Origin of the sequence: Nocardia implantans, assembly GCF_035544775.1 — a bacterium.
Classification (GTDB): Bacteria; Actinomycetota; Actinomycetes; order Mycobacteriales; family Mycobacteriaceae; genus Nocardia; species Nocardia implantans.
This window is the reverse complement of record NZ_JAYKYQ010000001.1, coordinates 876,295-892,028: the sequence shown is the minus strand read 5'-3', so window position 1 is coordinate 892,028 and position 15,734 is coordinate 876,295. Positions and strand designations below refer to the sequence as shown.

14 protein-coding genes are annotated in these 15,734 nt (G+C 69.3%); 7 read left to right on the top strand and 7 right to left on the bottom strand.

Translation table 11 applies throughout. The features are described from left to right. Nucleotides 1-3: 3 nt before the first annotated feature. Nucleotides 4-1,269, bottom strand: coding sequence for an aspartate kinase (locus tag U3653_RS03985; RefSeq protein WP_067799711.1), 1,266 nt, complete (start codon nucleotides 1,267-1,269; stop codon nucleotides 4-6). A gap of 163 nt (nucleotides 1,270-1,432) precedes the next feature. Between U3653_RS03985 and U3653_RS03980 the strand changes: the two genes are divergently transcribed. Together U3653_RS03980 and U3653_RS03975 are read left to right on the top strand one after the other, a co-directional pair. Next, nucleotides 1,433-1,846: a secondary thiamine-phosphate synthase enzyme YjbQ gene (locus tag U3653_RS03980; protein WP_195079820.1), complete on the top strand. Its 414-nt coding sequence runs from the start codon at nucleotides 1,433-1,435 to the stop codon at nucleotides 1,844-1,846. 110 nt (nucleotides 1,847-1,956) lie between these two features. Continuing rightward, the gene (locus U3653_RS03975; protein ID WP_195079819.1) at nucleotides 1,957-2,148 is read left to right on the top strand and encodes a DUF1918 domain-containing protein; all 192 of its coding nucleotides are present in this window, start codon (nucleotides 1,957-1,959) and stop codon (nucleotides 2,146-2,148) included. Between the two features lie 81 nt (nucleotides 2,149-2,229). Here U3653_RS03975 and U3653_RS03970 read toward each other — a convergent pair whose 3' ends face one another. Next, nucleotides 2,230-2,811: a hypothetical protein gene (locus U3653_RS03970; RefSeq protein ID WP_324722333.1), complete on the bottom strand. Its 582-nt coding sequence runs from the start codon at nucleotides 2,809-2,811 to the stop codon at nucleotides 2,230-2,232. Nucleotides 2,812-2,831: 20 nt separating this feature from the next. On the opposite strand from U3653_RS03970, the gene U3653_RS03965 reads away from it, so the two are divergent. Beyond that, entirely contained in the window at nucleotides 2,832-3,290 is a 459-nt protein-coding gene (locus U3653_RS03965; protein WP_195079818.1) for an SRPBCC family protein, read from the top strand. A gap of 85 nt (nucleotides 3,291-3,375) precedes the next feature. Next, complete coding sequence (locus U3653_RS03960; protein WP_195079817.1) at nucleotides 3,376-4,587, top strand: low temperature requirement protein A; 1,212 nt, start codon at nucleotides 3,376-3,378, stop codon at nucleotides 4,585-4,587. Here the strand turns inward: U3653_RS03960 and U3653_RS03955 are convergent. From U3653_RS03955 to U3653_RS03940, 4 genes are all read right to left on the bottom strand, one after another. Beyond that, nucleotides 4,565-5,434, bottom strand: a complete 870-nt coding sequence (locus U3653_RS03955) for an ion transporter (RefSeq protein ID WP_323124474.1) — start codon at nucleotides 5,432-5,434, stop codon at nucleotides 4,565-4,567. The two genes, U3653_RS03960 and U3653_RS03955, sit on opposite strands and share 23 nt — an antisense overlap. A 123-nt stretch (nucleotides 5,435-5,557) precedes the next feature. Beyond that, entirely contained in the window at nucleotides 5,558-7,177 is a 1,620-nt protein-coding gene (locus U3653_RS03950) for a GMC oxidoreductase (protein ID WP_195079816.1), read from the bottom strand. 76 nt (nucleotides 7,178-7,253) lie between these two features. Then, entirely contained in the window at nucleotides 7,254-8,873 is a 1,620-nt protein-coding gene (locus U3653_RS03945; RefSeq protein WP_357419948.1) for an alpha/beta hydrolase, read from the bottom strand. Nucleotides 8,874-8,966: 93 nt separating this feature from the next. Continuing rightward, complete coding sequence (locus tag U3653_RS03940; RefSeq protein ID WP_195079814.1) at nucleotides 8,967-9,734, bottom strand: sulfite exporter TauE/SafE family protein; 768 nt, start codon at nucleotides 9,732-9,734, stop codon at nucleotides 8,967-8,969. A gap of 270 nt (nucleotides 9,735-10,004) precedes the next feature. Here U3653_RS03940 and leuA point away from each other — a divergent pair, with 270 nt between their 5' ends. Beyond that, the gene (leuA, locus tag U3653_RS03935; RefSeq protein ID WP_195079813.1) at nucleotides 10,005-11,798 is read left to right on the top strand and encodes a 2-isopropylmalate synthase; all 1,794 of its coding nucleotides are present in this window, start codon (nucleotides 10,005-10,007) and stop codon (nucleotides 11,796-11,798) included. Between the two features lie 264 nt (nucleotides 11,799-12,062). Beyond that, entirely contained in the window at nucleotides 12,063-13,688 is a 1,626-nt protein-coding gene (locus U3653_RS03930; protein ID WP_195079812.1) for a MinD/ParA family ATP-binding protein, read from the top strand. Between the two features lie 25 nt (nucleotides 13,689-13,713). On the opposite strand, the gene U3653_RS03925 is transcribed toward U3653_RS03930, so the two are convergent. After that, a complete protein-coding gene (locus U3653_RS03925; RefSeq protein WP_195079908.1) occupies nucleotides 13,714-14,643 on the bottom strand; it encodes a LysR family transcriptional regulator in 930 nt (309 codons plus the stop codon). Between the two features lie 110 nt (nucleotides 14,644-14,753). Between U3653_RS03925 and U3653_RS03920 the strand changes: the two genes are divergently transcribed. Next, nucleotides 14,754-15,695, top strand: coding sequence for an EamA family transporter (locus tag U3653_RS03920; protein WP_195079811.1), 942 nt, complete (start codon nucleotides 14,754-14,756; stop codon nucleotides 15,693-15,695). Nucleotides 15,696-15,734 lie beyond the last annotated feature (39 nt).

Sequence of the window (15,734 nt, the reverse complement as noted above, 5' to 3'; positions counted from 1 at the left end):
GGCCTATCGCCCCGTTCCCGCGTGGACCACCGCGACCTCGTCGCCGCCCAGGTCGAACGCCTTGTGCAGCACCTTGACCGCCTCGTCCAGTTCGGTGTCCTTGACCAGCACGGAGATGCGGATCTCGGAGGTGGAGATGAGGTCGATGTTGACCCCCGCCTTGGCCAGCGCCTCACAGAAGGTGGCGGTGACGCCGGGGTGGCTCTTCATGCCGGCGCCGACCAGCGACACCTTGCCGATGTGGTCGTCGTAGAGCACCTGGGAGAAGCCGATCTCGGACTGGCGCTTGGTCAGCATCTCGACCGCGCGGGCGCCCTCGGTCTTCGGCAGCGTGAAGGTGATGTCGGTCTTGCCCGTCTCGATCTTGGAGATGTTCTGCAGGACCATGTCGATGTTGATCTCCGCGTCGGCCACGGCGCGGAACACTTTGGCGGCGTAGCCCGGTTCGTCCGGCAGCCCGACCACGGTCACCTTGGCCTCGCTGCGGTCGTGCGCGACGCCAGTGAGGATTGCTTGCTCCAAGGGGATGTCCTCCATCGATCCGTAAACGTAGGTGCCCTGCTTGTCGGTGTAGGACGAGCGCACGTGCACGGGCACGTTGTAGCGGCGGGCGTATTCCACACAGCGCAGCATCAGGACCTTGGCCCCGCAGGCCGCCAGCTCCAGCATCTCCTCGTAGGAGACCTGCTCGAGCCGCTGCGCGTCGGGCACGATGCGCGGGTCGGCGGTGAAGACGCCGTCCACGTCGGTGTAGATCTCGCAGACGTCCGCGTCCAGCGCCGCGGCCAGCGCGACCGCCGTGGTGTCGGAGCCGCCGCGACCGAGCGTGGTGACGTCCCTGCTGTCCTGGCTCACGCCCTGGAAGCCCGCGACCAGCACGACCAGACCCTCGTCCAGAGCGGCGCGGACGCGACCGGGGGTCACGTCGATGATCTTCGCGTTGCCGTGCGCGCCCGTGGTGATCACGCCCGCCTGCGAGCCGGTGAACGACCGGGCCTCCGCGCCGAGCGAGTGGATGGCCATGGCGACCAGCGCGTTGGAGATGCGCTCGCCCGAGGTGAGCAGCATGTCCATCTCGCGGGCCGGCGGCGACGGCGCCACCTGCTGAGCGAGGTCGAGCAGCTCGTCGGTGGTGTCGCCCATGGCGGAGCAGACGACCACCACGTCGTGGCCCTGCTTCTTGGTCTCCACGATCCGTTCAGCGACGCGCCGGATCCGCTCGGCGGTCGCCACCGAGGATCCTCCGTACTTCTGAACCACGAGAGCCACGACAGGGTCCTCCAAGATCGACAACAAACTGGTAACAGTCATTCAGGGTACCGGCCGGGGCCAGCGGTTTTGCCGCTACCTACCCGGCTTGTGGAAAAGCACACAGCCGCATCCCATCCCGATCGCGCCGCGCGAGCCGCGGCGGATGGGGGACGATGGGCGCATGAAGAGCACACTGCTGGAGGTGCGAACAGGCCACAGTGAAGTGGTACAGGACATCACGCCGCAGTGCGCGGCCTTCGCGCGCGAAGCGGGCGGGGACGGGTTGCTGCACGTCTTCGTGCCGCATGCCACGGCCGGGATCGCGATCATGGAGCTGGGCGCGCGCAGCGACGACGACCTGCTGGCCGCGCTGCGCGATCTGCTGCCCGCCGATGATCGGTGGCGGCACGCGCACGGCTCCCGCGGACACGGGCGCTCGCACGTGATGCCCGCCCTCATCCCGCCGTACGCGACCGTTCCGGTCCTCGGCGGGAAGCTCGCCCTCGGCACGTGGCAGTCGATCGCGCTGGTCGATCTGAATGTCGACAATCCGGACCGGCAGGTGCGGCTGTCGTTCCTCGCCGACGCGAGCTGAGCCGGGCGACGAGAAGCCGGTCCCACCGTCCCGCCTCGACCGGTTGCCGCTGCCCCACCTGTTCGCCCAGGCGGTTGTGACGCGCACCACTGGCGTCCGATAATGGGGCGATGATCGCACATGTAGGAGATCGACTCTGCGTGCACGGACACGTGGTGGGAGAAGGGGATCACCTAGCCGAGATCATCGAGGTCCGCGGACCGGACGGGACGCCGCCCTACCTGGTGCGCTTCTCCGACGGTCACGAGTCGCTGGTGTATCCGGGGCCCGACGCGATCGTCGAGCCCGCCGCATCGCAATGAACGTCGCGCCGGGTCGAGCGGCGGGCGGCCTCGCCGTCGCTCGGCCCGGCGCCCACCGACCGGAAACCACCCCCGCGCCGATCAGTCGCTTCGCCGGAAACGGCGGGTCAGCGCGAAGGCCAAGATGCCCGCGATCAGCACCTTGCCCGCCGTGTCGATGATCGCGTTGACGTCGACGGCCGGGTGCCAGGTCAGCCGGCCGTCGCGAAGCACGTAAGCGCCGACCGGCTTGGCGCCGACGCCGAACGCCGCGCCTTCACCCGAGCCCTCCCCGTCCGCGCCGTTCCCGGTGCCGCCGCCTCCGCCTCCGCCGCCACCGACCGACGCGGCGGGAATGACGATCGCCCCGCCTGCTTCGTAGGGGTCGCCGTAAACCCGGCGCACCGTGATCGCGTCCCGTGCCTGCGCCAGCAGTTCGGCGTATTTCATGACGTCCTCCCGCGCGTCCCGACGGCGCCTGATACCGGCGCCCATTCGGATCCGATGGTAGGCGCGCAGGCCCCGGCGCGGACCCATCCTTCCGGACGGAAGTTGTTCCCGTGTTTGCCGATCGCCGATCTCGGGCAGATAACGGCATGTTATCCGGGTAACCGAGATCCCCTCTGGCACAGTCAGGTTGACGAACCGGACAAAACGCGGAGACAATCGGGCCGACTTGTCCATCCGGGGGTCGGAGGTATGCCATGCGCACCAAAACGGATATCCGATTCTTCGTCGACACCGATCCCGATCAGGTCATGGACGCCCTGCGGGACGTGGAATCGCTTCCGGAATGGTCGTCCTCCTACAGCGACGTCCGGGTCGCGACCCGCGACGCACGGCGAAGGCCGCGGCGGGTCTTCCTCAAGGCGGAGCTTCTCGGCAGTTCGGATCTGCAAGTACTGGAATACGATTGGACCGACGACCGGTCGTCCTGGACCGTCGCCGACAGCACCAGGGGCGTGCGGGGCGGCGGTTTTTTCGAGGTGTCCGACAGCGTCGACGGCACGCACGTCTGGTACCACGTCGAGCTCTATCTGCCGCTGCCGGTGCCCGGATTTCTGCTCAAACGCACTTTCCGCAAGGCCAACGAGGTGGTCGTGGAGTGCTTCATTGATTTCGCCGAGCGGTTCCCGGAAACGGAGACCTATCAACCCGTATAGCCGGCAGCTGCGCTCTGCGCGAAATCGGCCGCCTGGCTACCGCGGGGAACCGGCGCGGAATCGGCCGGGGTGCGACGATGAGCGCATGATCGGTTCCAAACGGGCGCGGTTCCAGCCGATGGCGGAAGGCGCGTCGGTGACCCAGCTCGAGTTGTTCTTCGACCTGGTGCTCGTCTTCGCGTTCACCATGGTCACCGGCTTGGTCGCGGAGGAAACCAGCGCGAAGAACATGCTGCGCGGGCTGCTGGTGCTCGCGGTGATGTGGTGGCTGTGGATCGCCTACTCCTGGCTCGGCAACGTGGTCCGCGCCGACGAGGGCATCGCGCGGGTCGCGATGTTCGCCGCCATGGGCGGCGCCTTCCTGGCCGCGCTCACCATCCCGGAGGCGTTCGAGGACCTGGACGGCGGATGGTTCGGGCCGCTGGTCTTCGCCATCGCCTACCTGATCGTGCGGTTGGTGCATCTCGGGATGTTCTGGCTGGCCAGCGCCGAGGACCCGCAATTGCGCGGACAGCTGCTGCGCTGGGCGCTCGGGTCGATCACCCTCGGCACCACGCTGCTGGTGGTCGCCGCGCTGACCACCGGCCGGGTGCAGATCGCGCTGTGGATCGCCGCGATCGCGGGCGACTATCTGTGGACACTGTTCGCGGGCACCGATTGGCGATTGAATTCGGCCAACCATTTCGTCGAGCGATACGGGCTGATCATCATCGTCGCGCTCGGTGAATCGATCGTCTCGATCGGCATCGGAGTGGCGGGCCTGCCGATCTCCTGGCCGATCGCGCTCGGTTCGCTGCTCGGCCTCGCCATTTCCGGCCTGCTGTGGTGGGCGTATTTCGACGTCGCGGCCCTCGCGGTGGAGCACGAATTCGTCCACGCCGAGGGCAGGCGGCAGATCAAGATCGCGCAGGCTTCCTACACCTTCTGGCATTTCCCGATGATCGCCGGGATCATCGCGCTGTCGCTGGGGCTGAAGAAGGTCCTCTACTACGTCGGGGATTCCTCGCACCACACCTTGCGGGACGCGCTGTACGGAATCCCGCTCTACGCCCTCTACGGCGGCGTCGTGCTGTATCTGATCGCCCTGGTGGGGTTCAAGCACTACGCCACGCGCACCGTCACGGTGCCGCGCGTGTTCGCCGTCGTGGTGCTGCTGGCGCTCATCCCGCTGGCCTGCGCCCTGCCCGCGCTGGCTTCGCTGGCCCTCCTGTGTGGCGTCCTGGTCGCGCTGATCGCTTGGGAGACCGTGCGTTTGGCGCAGCCGCGGGACGCGATCAGGCACGCGGTACCCGAGTGACGTGATGCCGCACGCCGTGCTCGGCGGCTGTCGGCCCGTACGCGGACGGCGGTACCCGCACACCGTCGCGGACGGCGTCGCGGATCTGATCGATGTTCTCCCGCAGCACGTCCGCGACGAGTTCGTCGGTGCGCGGATCCTCCAGCACCTGGAACACGATGCGGAAGGTGGTGTCGGCGATCAGCCGGATGATCTCGTCGTGGAACGGGATGTAGCGCACCCGGCCCGCCTGCGGGTCCTTCTTGATCAACTCCAGGATCATCTCGTCCAGCTCGGCGCGGTTCTCCTCCAGCGCGGCCGCGATGTTGCGGGTGTAGTGGCCGGTGCGCAGCACCTCGGCCACCTCGTCCATCACCGCGATGGTCATCGGACGGCGAATGGTGTCGACGATGGTCGCCACGAACCGGTTCACCACCGCGGCGGTCACCCGGTCGCCGAACACCCGATCGGCCACCCGGGCCAGCCTGCCCAGGATCACCACGATGCGCAGCAGCCGGAAAGCGCGGAAGAACGGGCTGGTCACCGGGATCATGCCGAGGATCTCGTACCAATAGACGAACGGGAAGGTCCATGGCCAGCCCGCGCGACGCCAGCGCCACAGGAACTCGAGCGCGAAGACCGCGCACAACGACCAGTCGACCAGCACGATCGCGTGGTAGGTCTGCCCGGAGACCGGGAAGAACGTGATCCAGCTGACCAGCGCCACGGATACGACGGCCAGCGCCAGCATCAGGAAATCGGTCCACAGCATCGGCGGCTTGCGCGGATAGTCCTGCGGCTCCGGCGTTTCCGGCAGGCCGTATCGCTCGACGGATGAGCTCTCGATACCCGAGCTGGGAGCGGACACTGCGGATCCCTTCGACGCCGAACGGTGCCGCCGACATTAGTACGCGAAAAGCACGCTCGGCACGGATGGCGATACCACCGAAAGAAGGCGCCGGGCGAACGTCGCGCCCGGCACCGTCGAATCTCAGCGACCGGCGCGAACGATTGCCTCGATATTGCGCTCGGCCAGCGCCGCGATGGTCAGCGAGGGGTTGACCGTTCCGGTGCTGCCGGGGATCGCCGCGCCGTCCATCACGTACAGGCCGGGGTGCCCGTGCACCCGGCCGTAGCCGTCGGTGGCGCGACCGAGCACCGCCCCGCCGAGCGGATGCGCGGTGAACAGCGCGTTCGCGTCGTAACCGAGAGCGCTGTACTCGACGAGGGCGTCGGCGCGCTCGGCGATCCGGTGATCGACGGCGCGCGCCGCCGCGACGGTCTCGTTCCGGTTCTCGACCGACCAGCTCAGCCCGACCCGGCCGGTGGCCCCGTCGTAACCGAACCGGGTGCGGGTCGGGTCGAGCACCATGCCGAGCGAGGCGAGCGCGCCGGTCTCGAACGGAATGCCGGGGATGTACCAGCTCTCCAGGGTCAGCGGCACGGCGGATTCGTCGAAGATCCGGCTCGCGCTCGGCACGCCCTGGCCCTGACCGGCCAGCGCGCTGGCGCCGCGGGCAAGGACCACATCCCCGTTGGTGCCCCAGCCGTCGCCGATGTGTTCGTTCAGGTTGGGCAGCGCGCCGGTGGCCTGCGCGCGGACCAGCAATTCGGAGCTGCCGATCGACCCGGCGCCGAGGAAGAGCCGGTCGCAGGTGAGGGTGCGGGTGGACAGCACGTCACCGGTCGGCGACAGCTTCGCCACGGTGACCGCGTAGCGGCCGCCGGATTCCTGCGCGATGGCGTCGACCCGGTGACCGGGGAAGACGCCGCAGCGGCCGGTGCTCTGCGCGTACGCCAGGTAGTTCTGATTCAGGTCGAACTTGGCGCCGTTGGAGTTGCCCAGATTGCTCCGCGCCGCCGTCGCGGAAGGCCTCGACGCTCCGGCCAATTCGGCGCGCAGGATGTCCCAGTTGAAGATCGAGTCGTTGGCCTGCGGCTGGTAGCCCGCCTTGCGCACTTGGTCGTCCCAGGCGCGGGAATGCGCGAACGGCGAGGAGTTGTAGATGTCTGCGGGCATCGGGCTCAGCCGCAGCATCTCGCGCACGCGCGGGTAGTAGACGCGCTCCATCTCGCCGTAGTCGACGAGGCCACCGAAGATGTGGTCGAAGAAGCGGCGCTCCGGGGCGATCATGGCGCCGCTGAAGATCACCGAGCCGCCGCCGACGGCGGCCGCGCGCCAGACGTCGATACCCGGGTATTCGGTGCAGTCCAGCACGCCGCCGAAGCTGGCGAAATGCATCGGCACCTTGGTGACGCCGGTGAAGTTGGTGCGGTGCCAGAAGCCACGGCCGTCGGGCAGGTCGTCGCCGGTGAAGATCTCCCGCCACGGGTCGTTCGGCCAGCGCGAACCGCGCTCGAGCACGGTGGTGGCGATCCCGGCCTCGGCCAGGCGCAACGCGGACACGGCGGCGCCGAAGCCGGAGCCGATGACGATCGCGGGCGAATGCTCCGGCGGATCGGGGATCGGGGCGAAGATCTCCGGAACCCAGGCGCGGAACAGGGCCTCCCACATCGGATTCGCGGAGGCCGCGGCCGTCCCCGCCATCGTTCCCACAGCACCGAGCAGGGCGGCCGTGCCAGCCGCCTTGAACAAGGCACGTCTACGCACCGGTCACCTTCCATCATCAGGCTTAGCGTGCGCAGATTACCGGTATTCCCGATTTGTGAACAGATATCCGATTTGGCTATCGCTCGAACGGCAGCTCGTCCGCGCGACAGGTCGCGCCGGGGGCAGGTAGCTGCAAGTCGACGAGATAACGCTCGCGCAACTTACGGGCACACTCGCCGAGCGGCGTGTGCCCGTAACCGCCCTCCACGACCACCAACCGGGCGTTGACCAGTTCCCGCTGCGCGCGCCGCGCGGCGCTGAGCGGGGTGGCGGGGTCGAAGCGGTTGTTGATCAGCAGAGCAGGGGTGTCCGACCGCAGGATCCACGGCCCGCCGTACCGCTGGGCGTACCCCTCCGGCGGAGACGGCCAAGAGGCGCAAGCCTGGTGCAGCCACAGCCAGAACGCGCCGTAAGTGGGGCTTACCCGCTCCAGATCCTTTGCCATCGCGGGCCATTGACCGGGGTCGCGCGGAAAGGTGTTGTCCGCGCACGAGATCGCGGTGTACGAGTCGAGGAAATCGCCGGTTTGCGCGGTGGCCGCGAGAATCTCGCTCACCGCGTCGGGATTACCCGCCGGACCGCGCTCCAGTTCGGCGAGCAATGCGGCCAGGGCCGGCCAGCCCTTCTCCGGGTCGTACAGCAACAGCGCCCGCGACGACAGCACCTCGGCGTAGGTGACGGTCCGCGCCCGTTCCCCGGCCCCCACGACCTGCGGCGCCTCGCGCAGACGTCGCAGGAGGGCGTCATCGCGCGCGCGCAGATCGACGGGGGTGCCGGGATCGCCCGCCCCCGCGCGCGCGACGGCCCCACCATGGCCGCTCGGCGCGGCGAAGGGGCAGCGCTGCAGGCCCGCGTCCGCGCACAGCCGCAGGAATTCACCGAGCACTTCTTCGGTCCCCGCGGCGGTGGCCTCGACGGCGCTGCGGGTGTCGTTGGTGTACGCGTGCGGGTCGATCATCGACGCCAGGGACAGCGCGCGCACCCGATCGCCGAACAGCGCGCCGTACACCTGGCCCAGATAGCTCGCGTAGGAACCGCCCGTATAGGTCAGCTGGGCGTCGCCGACGGCCCGGCGCAGCAGATCGAGGTCGCGCGCCACGTCGACGGTGGTCAAGTGGCCGAGCAGAGCGCCGCCGTGCGCCGCGCAACCGGCGGCCAGCTCGCGGCCGGCCACGTCGGCCGCACGCTCCTGCTCCGGGCCGACGGGCGGAAGCACCGCGCCGGACCAGAACCGCCGCTGCCGCTCGGCGTCCGCGAAACACCGCACCTGTCCGCTGCGGCCGACGCCGCGCTGGTCGAAGGTGATCACGTCGAAGCGGCGTGCGAGCTCGCCGCCGAGCAGTTCGCCTTCGGCCGCCCAGCGCAGTCCCGAATTCCCCGGACCGCCTGCGGCGGCGAACAGCGTGCCGATCCGTCGCTGCGGGTCGGTGGCCTGCTGACGCAGCACCGCCAGACCCAGGGTCGGGCCGTCGGGGTGCGCGTAGTCCACCGGCACCTGGGCGGTCGCGCAGTGGAATTCGCGCAGCTCCGGCTCTGCGCACTGCGCCCAGTCCAGCCGGGGCGTCGGCGCGGCGTCGGCTTGCGCGACCAGGTCCGCGACCGCCGACTCGTGTCGGCTCGGCGGCCCGCCGCAGCCGCTCACCACGGGCAGCGACGCGGCGAGCGCGGCGACTATGACGATCTTCCAGCTAGGCACGGCACTCATCCTGTGCCCCGTACACGGTGGCCGTCGTCAGCCTGAGGGTTGACATCCGACCCTGATATCTCGCGGCACGGGTCCGTCCGCCACCTAGGACGTCACCAAGCGGATCACCGCGATGAGACCGACCACGACAATCACCGCGCGCAACAGGTTCGGTGGCATCCGCCTGCCCAGCCGCGCGCCGAGCTGCCCGCCGATGATCGAGCCGAGGGCGATCAGCGCCACCGCGCGCCAGTCCACATCGGCCACGACGATGAAGATCAGCGCGGAGACCGCGTTCACGATCAGGGCGAGCACGTTCTTCGCCCCGTTCAGGCGCTGGATGTCGTCGTGCACGAAAACGCCGAGCAACCCGATCAGCAGCACGCCTTGCGCCGCGCCGAAGTACCCGCCGTACACACCGGCGGCGTAGACCGCGGTGACCAGGATCGGTCCCCCGTGCTCGGGCACCGGTGCGCCGTCGTTCTCCCGGCGGCGCTTGACCCAGTTCGCGAGCCGTGGCTGCACGACGACCAGCACCAATGCCAGGATGATCAGGATGGGCACGATCGCCTTGAACGCTTCGGCGGGTAACTCCAGCAGCAGCACCGCGCCGGTGATGCCGCCGAGCAGCGACGCCGTGCCCAATCGCAGCAGCCGTTGGCGCTGGCCCGCCAGTTCGCGCCGGTATCCGTGCACACCGCTGATCGAGCCGGGGACCAGACCGATGGTGTTGGACACATTCGCGGTCACCGGCGGAAGGCCGAAAGCGAGCAGAACCGGGAAGGTGATCAGCGTGCCGGAGCCGACGATCGTGTTGATGCCGCCCGCCCAGATGCCGGCGCCGAAGACGGCCAGTTGCTCCAGCCAGGTCATTTGTCAATCCTTCTACGTCCCGTCGGACCCCGGGGTCCGTACAAGCGTCGTGCACTGCCGGACGAACGGTAGCGGGGTCATCGGATCACCCGACGACGGGACCTCCCTTCCCGGCGGTATGCCGGCACGGTAAACTCGCGGACATCATGCAGCGGGCACTTCTTCTCGACCGCCGCGACGGGGTCTGATCGGACCGGCTCCCGTCGCGGGGTTTTGCCGCGCCGGTCGACCAGCCCATTGGGAAAAACGACATCCTCGGGAGAACCGCCCATGTCCCCTGCTGACGCATTCGTATCCGGCGCGCGCACCATCACCGCGCCGAGCAAACCCGCCCCCGCCGACCAGCCCGGTTGGAACAAGCAGAAGAACTCCTCGATGCCGACGTTCCGTTACCGGCCGTTCGCCGAGGAGGTCGAGCCGATCTCGCTGCCCGACCGCACCTGGCCGGACAAGGTCATCGACCGGGCGCCCGCCTGGTGCGCGGTCGACCTGCGCGACGGCAACCAGGCGTTGATCGACCCGATGAGCCCGGCCCGCAAGCGCCGCATGTTCGACCTGCTGGTGCGGATGGGTTACAAGGAGATCGAGGTCGGCTTCCCGTCGGCCAGCCAGACCGATTTCGATTTCGTCCGCGAGATCATCGAGGACGGCGCGATCCCCGACGACGTGACCATCCAGGTGCTGACCCAGTGCCGTCCCGAGCTGATCGAGCGCACGTTCGAAGCCTGCGCCGGCGCGCAGAACGTCATCGTGCACTTCTACAACTCCACCTCCATCCTGCAGCGCAAGGTGGTCTTCCGTGCCGACCGCGAAGCGGTGAAGAAGATCGCCACCGACGCCGCCGCGCTGTGCCTGGAGATCGAGAAGCGCTACCCGGACACCAACTGGCGTTACGAGTACAGCCCGGAGTCCTACACCGGCACGGAGCTGGAGTACGCCAAGGAGGTGTGCGACGCGGTGTCGGCGATCATCGCCCCGACGCCGGAGAAGCCGCTGATCATCAACCTGCCCGCCACCGTGGAGATGGCGACGCCGAACGTCTACGCCGACTCCATCGAGTGGATGAGCCGCAACCTGGCCCGCCGCGACGCGATCGTGTTGTCGCTGCACCCGCACAACGACCGCGGCACCGCCGTGGCCGCCGCCGAGCTCGGCTACCAGGCCGGCGCCGACCGGATCGAGGGCTGCCTGTTCGGCAACGGCGAGCGCACCGGCAACGTGTGCCTGGTCACGCTGGGGATGAACCTGTTCTCCCGCGGCGTCGATCCGCAGATCAACTTCTCCGACATCGATGAGGTCCGCCGCACCGTCGAGTACTGCAACCAGCTGCCGGTGCACGAGCGGCACCCGTACGGCGGCGACCTGGTCTACACCGCGTTCTCCGGCAGCCATCAGGACGCCATCAACAAGGGCCTGGACGCGATGAAGACCGCGGCCGACGCCGCCGGGGCGGACGTCGACGACATCGTCTGGGAGGTGCCCTACCTGCCGATCGACCCGAAGGACGTGGGCCGCACCTACGAGGCGGTCATCCGGGTCAACTCGCAGTCCGGCAAGGGCGGCGTCGCCTACATCATGAAGACCGACCACGGGCTGGCGCTGCCGCGGCGGCTGCAGATCGAGTTCTCGCAGGCGATCCAGAAGATCACCGACGGCGAGGGCGGCGAGGTGACGCCCAAGGAGATGTGGGACGTCTTCCACGAGGAGTACCTGAGCCCGATCCGGCCGTTGGAGCGGATGCGCCAGAAGGTCACCGCGTCGGAGACCGACGGCGGGGTCGACTCGATCGTGGCCGTGGTGAAGGTCGACGGCGTCGAGCAGGAGATCACCGGCAAGGGCAACGGGCCGCTCGCCGCGTTCGTCGACGCGATCGCCACAGTCGGCTTCGACGTCGAGGTCCTGGACTACTCCGAGCACGCCATGTCGGCGGGCGACGACGCGCAGGCCGCCGCCTACGTGGAGTGCGCGATCGGCGACAAGGTGGTGTGGGGCGTCGGCATCGCCACCTCGATCACGACCGCGTCGCTGCGCGCGGTGGTGTCGGCGGTGAACCGGGCGCACTGACAGCGCGTCTCGGCACGCATCCGGACGGGCGCCGCGCGGGTTCACCGCGCGGCGCCCGATCTCGCTGGGGCAGACCGCTTGTCACGGGCGTCTCGCTCCCCATGCCCGGCACGCCTACCGCGACACGGGGTAGCGAACCCCGTGCTAGCGTTGGATTCGCACTCCAAGCGCCGAGCTCTCTGCTCGAACTCCCGAGCAGATGGGGGAACCGTGACAACAAACGACCACAATCCGACCTCTCCACCCTGGCTGCAGAGCCATTCCGTGGATACGGCCGAAGCCAGCGACGTGGAGTCATCGGCCAACGACCCGGCGGCCGAGCCGACCGGCGGCGCGGAAGCGAAGGAAACCGACGTGCCTGCCGGGGCGCCGCAGCCGGACGCCCAACTCGAACAGCTGGAGCCGCAAGGCTCGACGGAGCAGACCACGGCCTACCCGCAAGCCGCCGCACCGGTGCAGGCCTGGGCTCCCCCGCAGGACGGACCGGCCGAACCCTACGGTTCGTACGCCCCGCCTCCTCCCGGCGCGTATCCCCCTCCGTCGCCCTTTCCTGGAGAGGCGTTCGCTACCGGCGCATTTCAGCCGCAGCCGGGCCACAGCGGTAGCCATCCGGTAGCCACCCCGCCGGAGCCCAACCAGGGTTACGGGGACTACCGCCATGACATCGGCGGCGACGGCCTGGCCAGGCACGCGCCCATGGATTCCGCGCAGCCGGAACCTCCTGCGCCGCAACTTGATCAGCCCAGCGGCCCGATCTACAGCTGGGCGCCGCCGCCTCCGCCGGTGACACATCAACCTCCGCCGCCCGCCTATCAACCGCCTCCGCCGCCGCTGGGGCAGCCGCAGGGGCCGAGCTGGCAGGGCGGCCCCGGGCCGCACCAGTCCGCGCTGCCGTTCCAACCGCAGCATGTGCCGCAGCCCGGCCAGCCCGGACATTCCGTGAACGACCTGAATCTGCTCCGGCGTGCCCGCAGGGCGCCGCGCAGCGGTTGGCGCCGCGCGGTGCACAAGGTGTCCGGCGGCATGATCAATCCGGGCGAGTCGGCGGCCGACATCGTCTACCAGGACTTGGTCGACCGGGTGAACCAGCCCGTGCGCGGTGATTACCGAATCGCGATCCTGTCGCTCAAGGGCGGCGTCGGGAAGACCACCACCACGGTCGGTCTCGGCTCCACCTTCGCCTCGCAGCGCGGCGACCGTGTCATCGCGATCGACGCCAACCCCGACCTGGGCACGCTCGCGCACCGGGTGCCGCGGCAGACCCGCTCCACCGTGCGCAACCTGCTCGAAGATCAGCACATCACCAGGTACTCCGACGTGCGGGCGCACACCTCGCAGGCGCCGAGCCGCTTGGAAGTGCTGGCCAGCGAACAGGATCCGGCGGTCTCCGAGGCGTTCAGCGAAGCGGACTACCGCAAGGCGATCGGCATCCTGCAGTCGTTCTACAACATCATCCTGACCGACTGCGGCACCGGCTTGATGCACTCCGCGATGGCGGGCGTGCTGGATATGGCGAGTTCGCTGGTGCTGGTCACCTCGCCCGCCATCGACGGCGCGCGCAGCGCGTCGGCCACGCTGGACTGGCTCGACCACCACGGCTACGGCAAGCTGGTGGAGCGAACCGTGGTGGTGGTGAACGCTTCCCGGCGCGGCGCGTCCACCGTCGACCTCGACCAGCTGCGCAAGCTGTTCCTCGATCGCACCCGCGCGGTGCAGGTCGTGCCGTTCGACGACCACCTCGCCGAAGGCGCGGAAATCGATCTGGAACTGGTGAGCAAGCCGACCCGGCGGGCGCTGCTGGAACTGGCGGCGATGGTCGCCGACGACTTCGGTTACGTCAGTTCGCAGGCCCAGCACCCCTATCGGCACCAGCCGCCGCCGGGATACTGATCGTCGTCGGCGCCGCCGCGCGGAGTCATATCCGCGCGGCGGAGCCGTTTCCGTGCGCGGAGTCGGCGGTCGCCAGTGCGGCGGCCGATTCGAACGCCGTGAGCACGGCCGCGATCGCGGGCCGGGCATCGGCCCTGGGCCGGGTCGCCAGTTCGTATATCCGGGCGGCTCGCACGCCGGACAGCCGCAGCACCGTCAAGTCGGGATGGCCCACCGCGTAGCGGGGCATGAGCGCGACGCCGTATCCGGTGGCCACCAGCGTTTCGATGACGCGAAAATCGTTGAGGCGCTGGGCGATGCGCGGCTGCACGCCGGTCACCGTGGCGATCGAGCGCAACACGTCGTCCACCGGGAAGCCGCCCCGCACGCTGAGCCAGGTCTCCTCGGCCAGTTCCTCCGGTGCGACGGCCGAACGGCCCGCGAGCCGATGCGTCGGCGCCGCGACCACATCGATCGGCTCGCGCATGAGCGCCCGGGTGGTGACCCGCGGGTCGGCGATGGGCGCGGCGTGTTCGTCACGATGGGTCAGCACCACGTCGTAGTCGGCGAGCAGGCGCGCCACTTCCGACGGCGGCACGTCCTCGTCCCGCGCGATCACCTCGACTCCGCTGTCCACCATGCCGGGCAGCACATGCGGCAGCAGCAACGCACCGCCCGAGGGGAACACCGCGACGCGGACCCGTCCGCGCGGCGAGCCGCGGTAGTGCGCCATCTCGGCGACCGCCCGGTCCATGGCGGCGAGCACTTCGTCGGCGCGCACCACCAGGGCGCGACCGGCGTCGGTGAGCCGCACGCGTCTGCCGTCCGGTTCGAGCAGGGCCACGCCCGCCTCCCGGGCGAGCACCTTGAGCTGCTGGGAAACGGCGGAGGGCGTCATGGACACGGCGGCCGCCACGGCGGCCACAGTGCCGCGATCGGCTAGTTCGCGCAGGATACGCAGACGCTCCAATGCCATGGGCGGGCCGGACGCGACAGGTTCGGAGCCGAAATCCATTAAGCTAAACTACATCATTGATACAGAATTATTCGATTGTCCTGATCTTTAGCGGACCGCACGATGAAGGCGTGACCAACCGTGACCGTCTGCTCGGCCTGACCGTCGTCCTGCTGTGGGGAGTGAACTTCCTCGCCATCCGGGTCGGGCTCGACCACTTCCCCCCGTTCTTCTTCGCTGCGCTGCGCTTCGCGGTGCTGGCGGTGCCCGCGCTGCTGTTCGTTCCGCGTCCCGCGGTGCGGATGCGTTGGATCCTGCTGTACGGGATCGGATTCGGCATCCTGCAGTTCGCGTTCCTGTTCACCGCGATGCGGGTGGGGATGCCGACCGGGCTCGCCTCGCTGGTGCTGCAATCCTCGGCGCCGTTCACCGTGCTGCTCGGCACGCTACTGCTGCGCGAGCGGATGCGCCCGGTGCAGGTCGCGGGCATCGCCGTCGCGGTGGCGGGCATGGCGGTGATCGGCTGGGACCGGCTCGCCCACGCCACCCTGCTCCCGGTGCTGCTGACCCTCGCCGGCGGGCTGGGCTGGGCCTTCGGCAACATCGGCGCGCGTCTGGCCGGCACCGAGTCCCCCGGCGTCAATCCGCTGCACCTCATGCTCTGGACCACGGCCATCCCACCGGTGCCGCTGTTCGCGCTGTCGGCGGTCGTCGAGGGGCCGACCACGGGAGCGCGCGCTCTGGGTGCGGCGTTCACGCCGACGGGTCTGCCCGCGCTCCTGGCGCTCGCCTATATCGCCGTCCTCGCCACCGTGGTGGGCACGGGGTTGTGGACCTACCTGCTCGGTCGCTATCCGGCCGGGCTGGTCGCGCCGTTCTCCCTGCTGGTCCCCATCGTCGGCATCGCGGCGGCTTGGACTTTCCTGGGCGAGACTCCGGCCCCGTTGTCGCTGATCGGCGGGGTTGTGGTGCTGGCCGGCGCGTTCGCCGCCACGTCGAGCAGGCCACGGGCGAACGCCCACGTCGAGGCATCGGGAACTGCCGCGATGGTGGGCGCCGGTCGCCCGGCCTGAGCGACGGCAGCGGTGTTCACTCCGACACGAGAATCGCAC

What these genes read in the sequence shown, in the direction of transcription:
- U3653_RS03980 (WP_195079820.1), top strand. Translation starts at nt 1,433, where the DNA reads ATGAAGAGCACACTGCTGGAGGTGCGAACAGGCCACAGTGAAGTGGTA.
- U3653_RS03975 (WP_195079819.1), top strand. Translation starts at nt 1,957, where the DNA reads ATGATCGCACATGTAGGAGATCGACTCTGCGTGCACGGACACGTGGTG.
- U3653_RS03970 (WP_324722333.1), bottom strand. Translation starts at nt 2,811, where the DNA reads ATGGACAAGTCGGCCCGATTGTCTCCGCGTTTTGTCCGGTTCGTCAAC.
- U3653_RS03965 (WP_195079818.1), top strand. Translation starts at nt 2,832, where the DNA reads ATGCGCACCAAAACGGATATCCGATTCTTCGTCGACACCGATCCCGAT.
- U3653_RS03960 (WP_195079817.1), top strand. Translation starts at nt 3,376, where the DNA reads ATGATCGGTTCCAAACGGGCGCGGTTCCAGCCGATGGCGGAAGGCGCG.
- U3653_RS03940 (WP_195079814.1), bottom strand. Translation starts at nt 9,734, where the DNA reads ATGACCTGGCTGGAGCAACTGGCCGTCTTCGGCGCCGGCATCTGGGCG.
- leuA (WP_195079813.1), top strand. Translation starts at nt 10,005, where the DNA reads ATGTCCCCTGCTGACGCATTCGTATCCGGCGCGCGCACCATCACCGCG.
- U3653_RS03925 (WP_195079908.1), bottom strand. Translation starts at nt 14,643, where the DNA reads ATGGCATTGGAGCGTCTGCGTATCCTGCGCGAACTAGCCGATCGCGGC.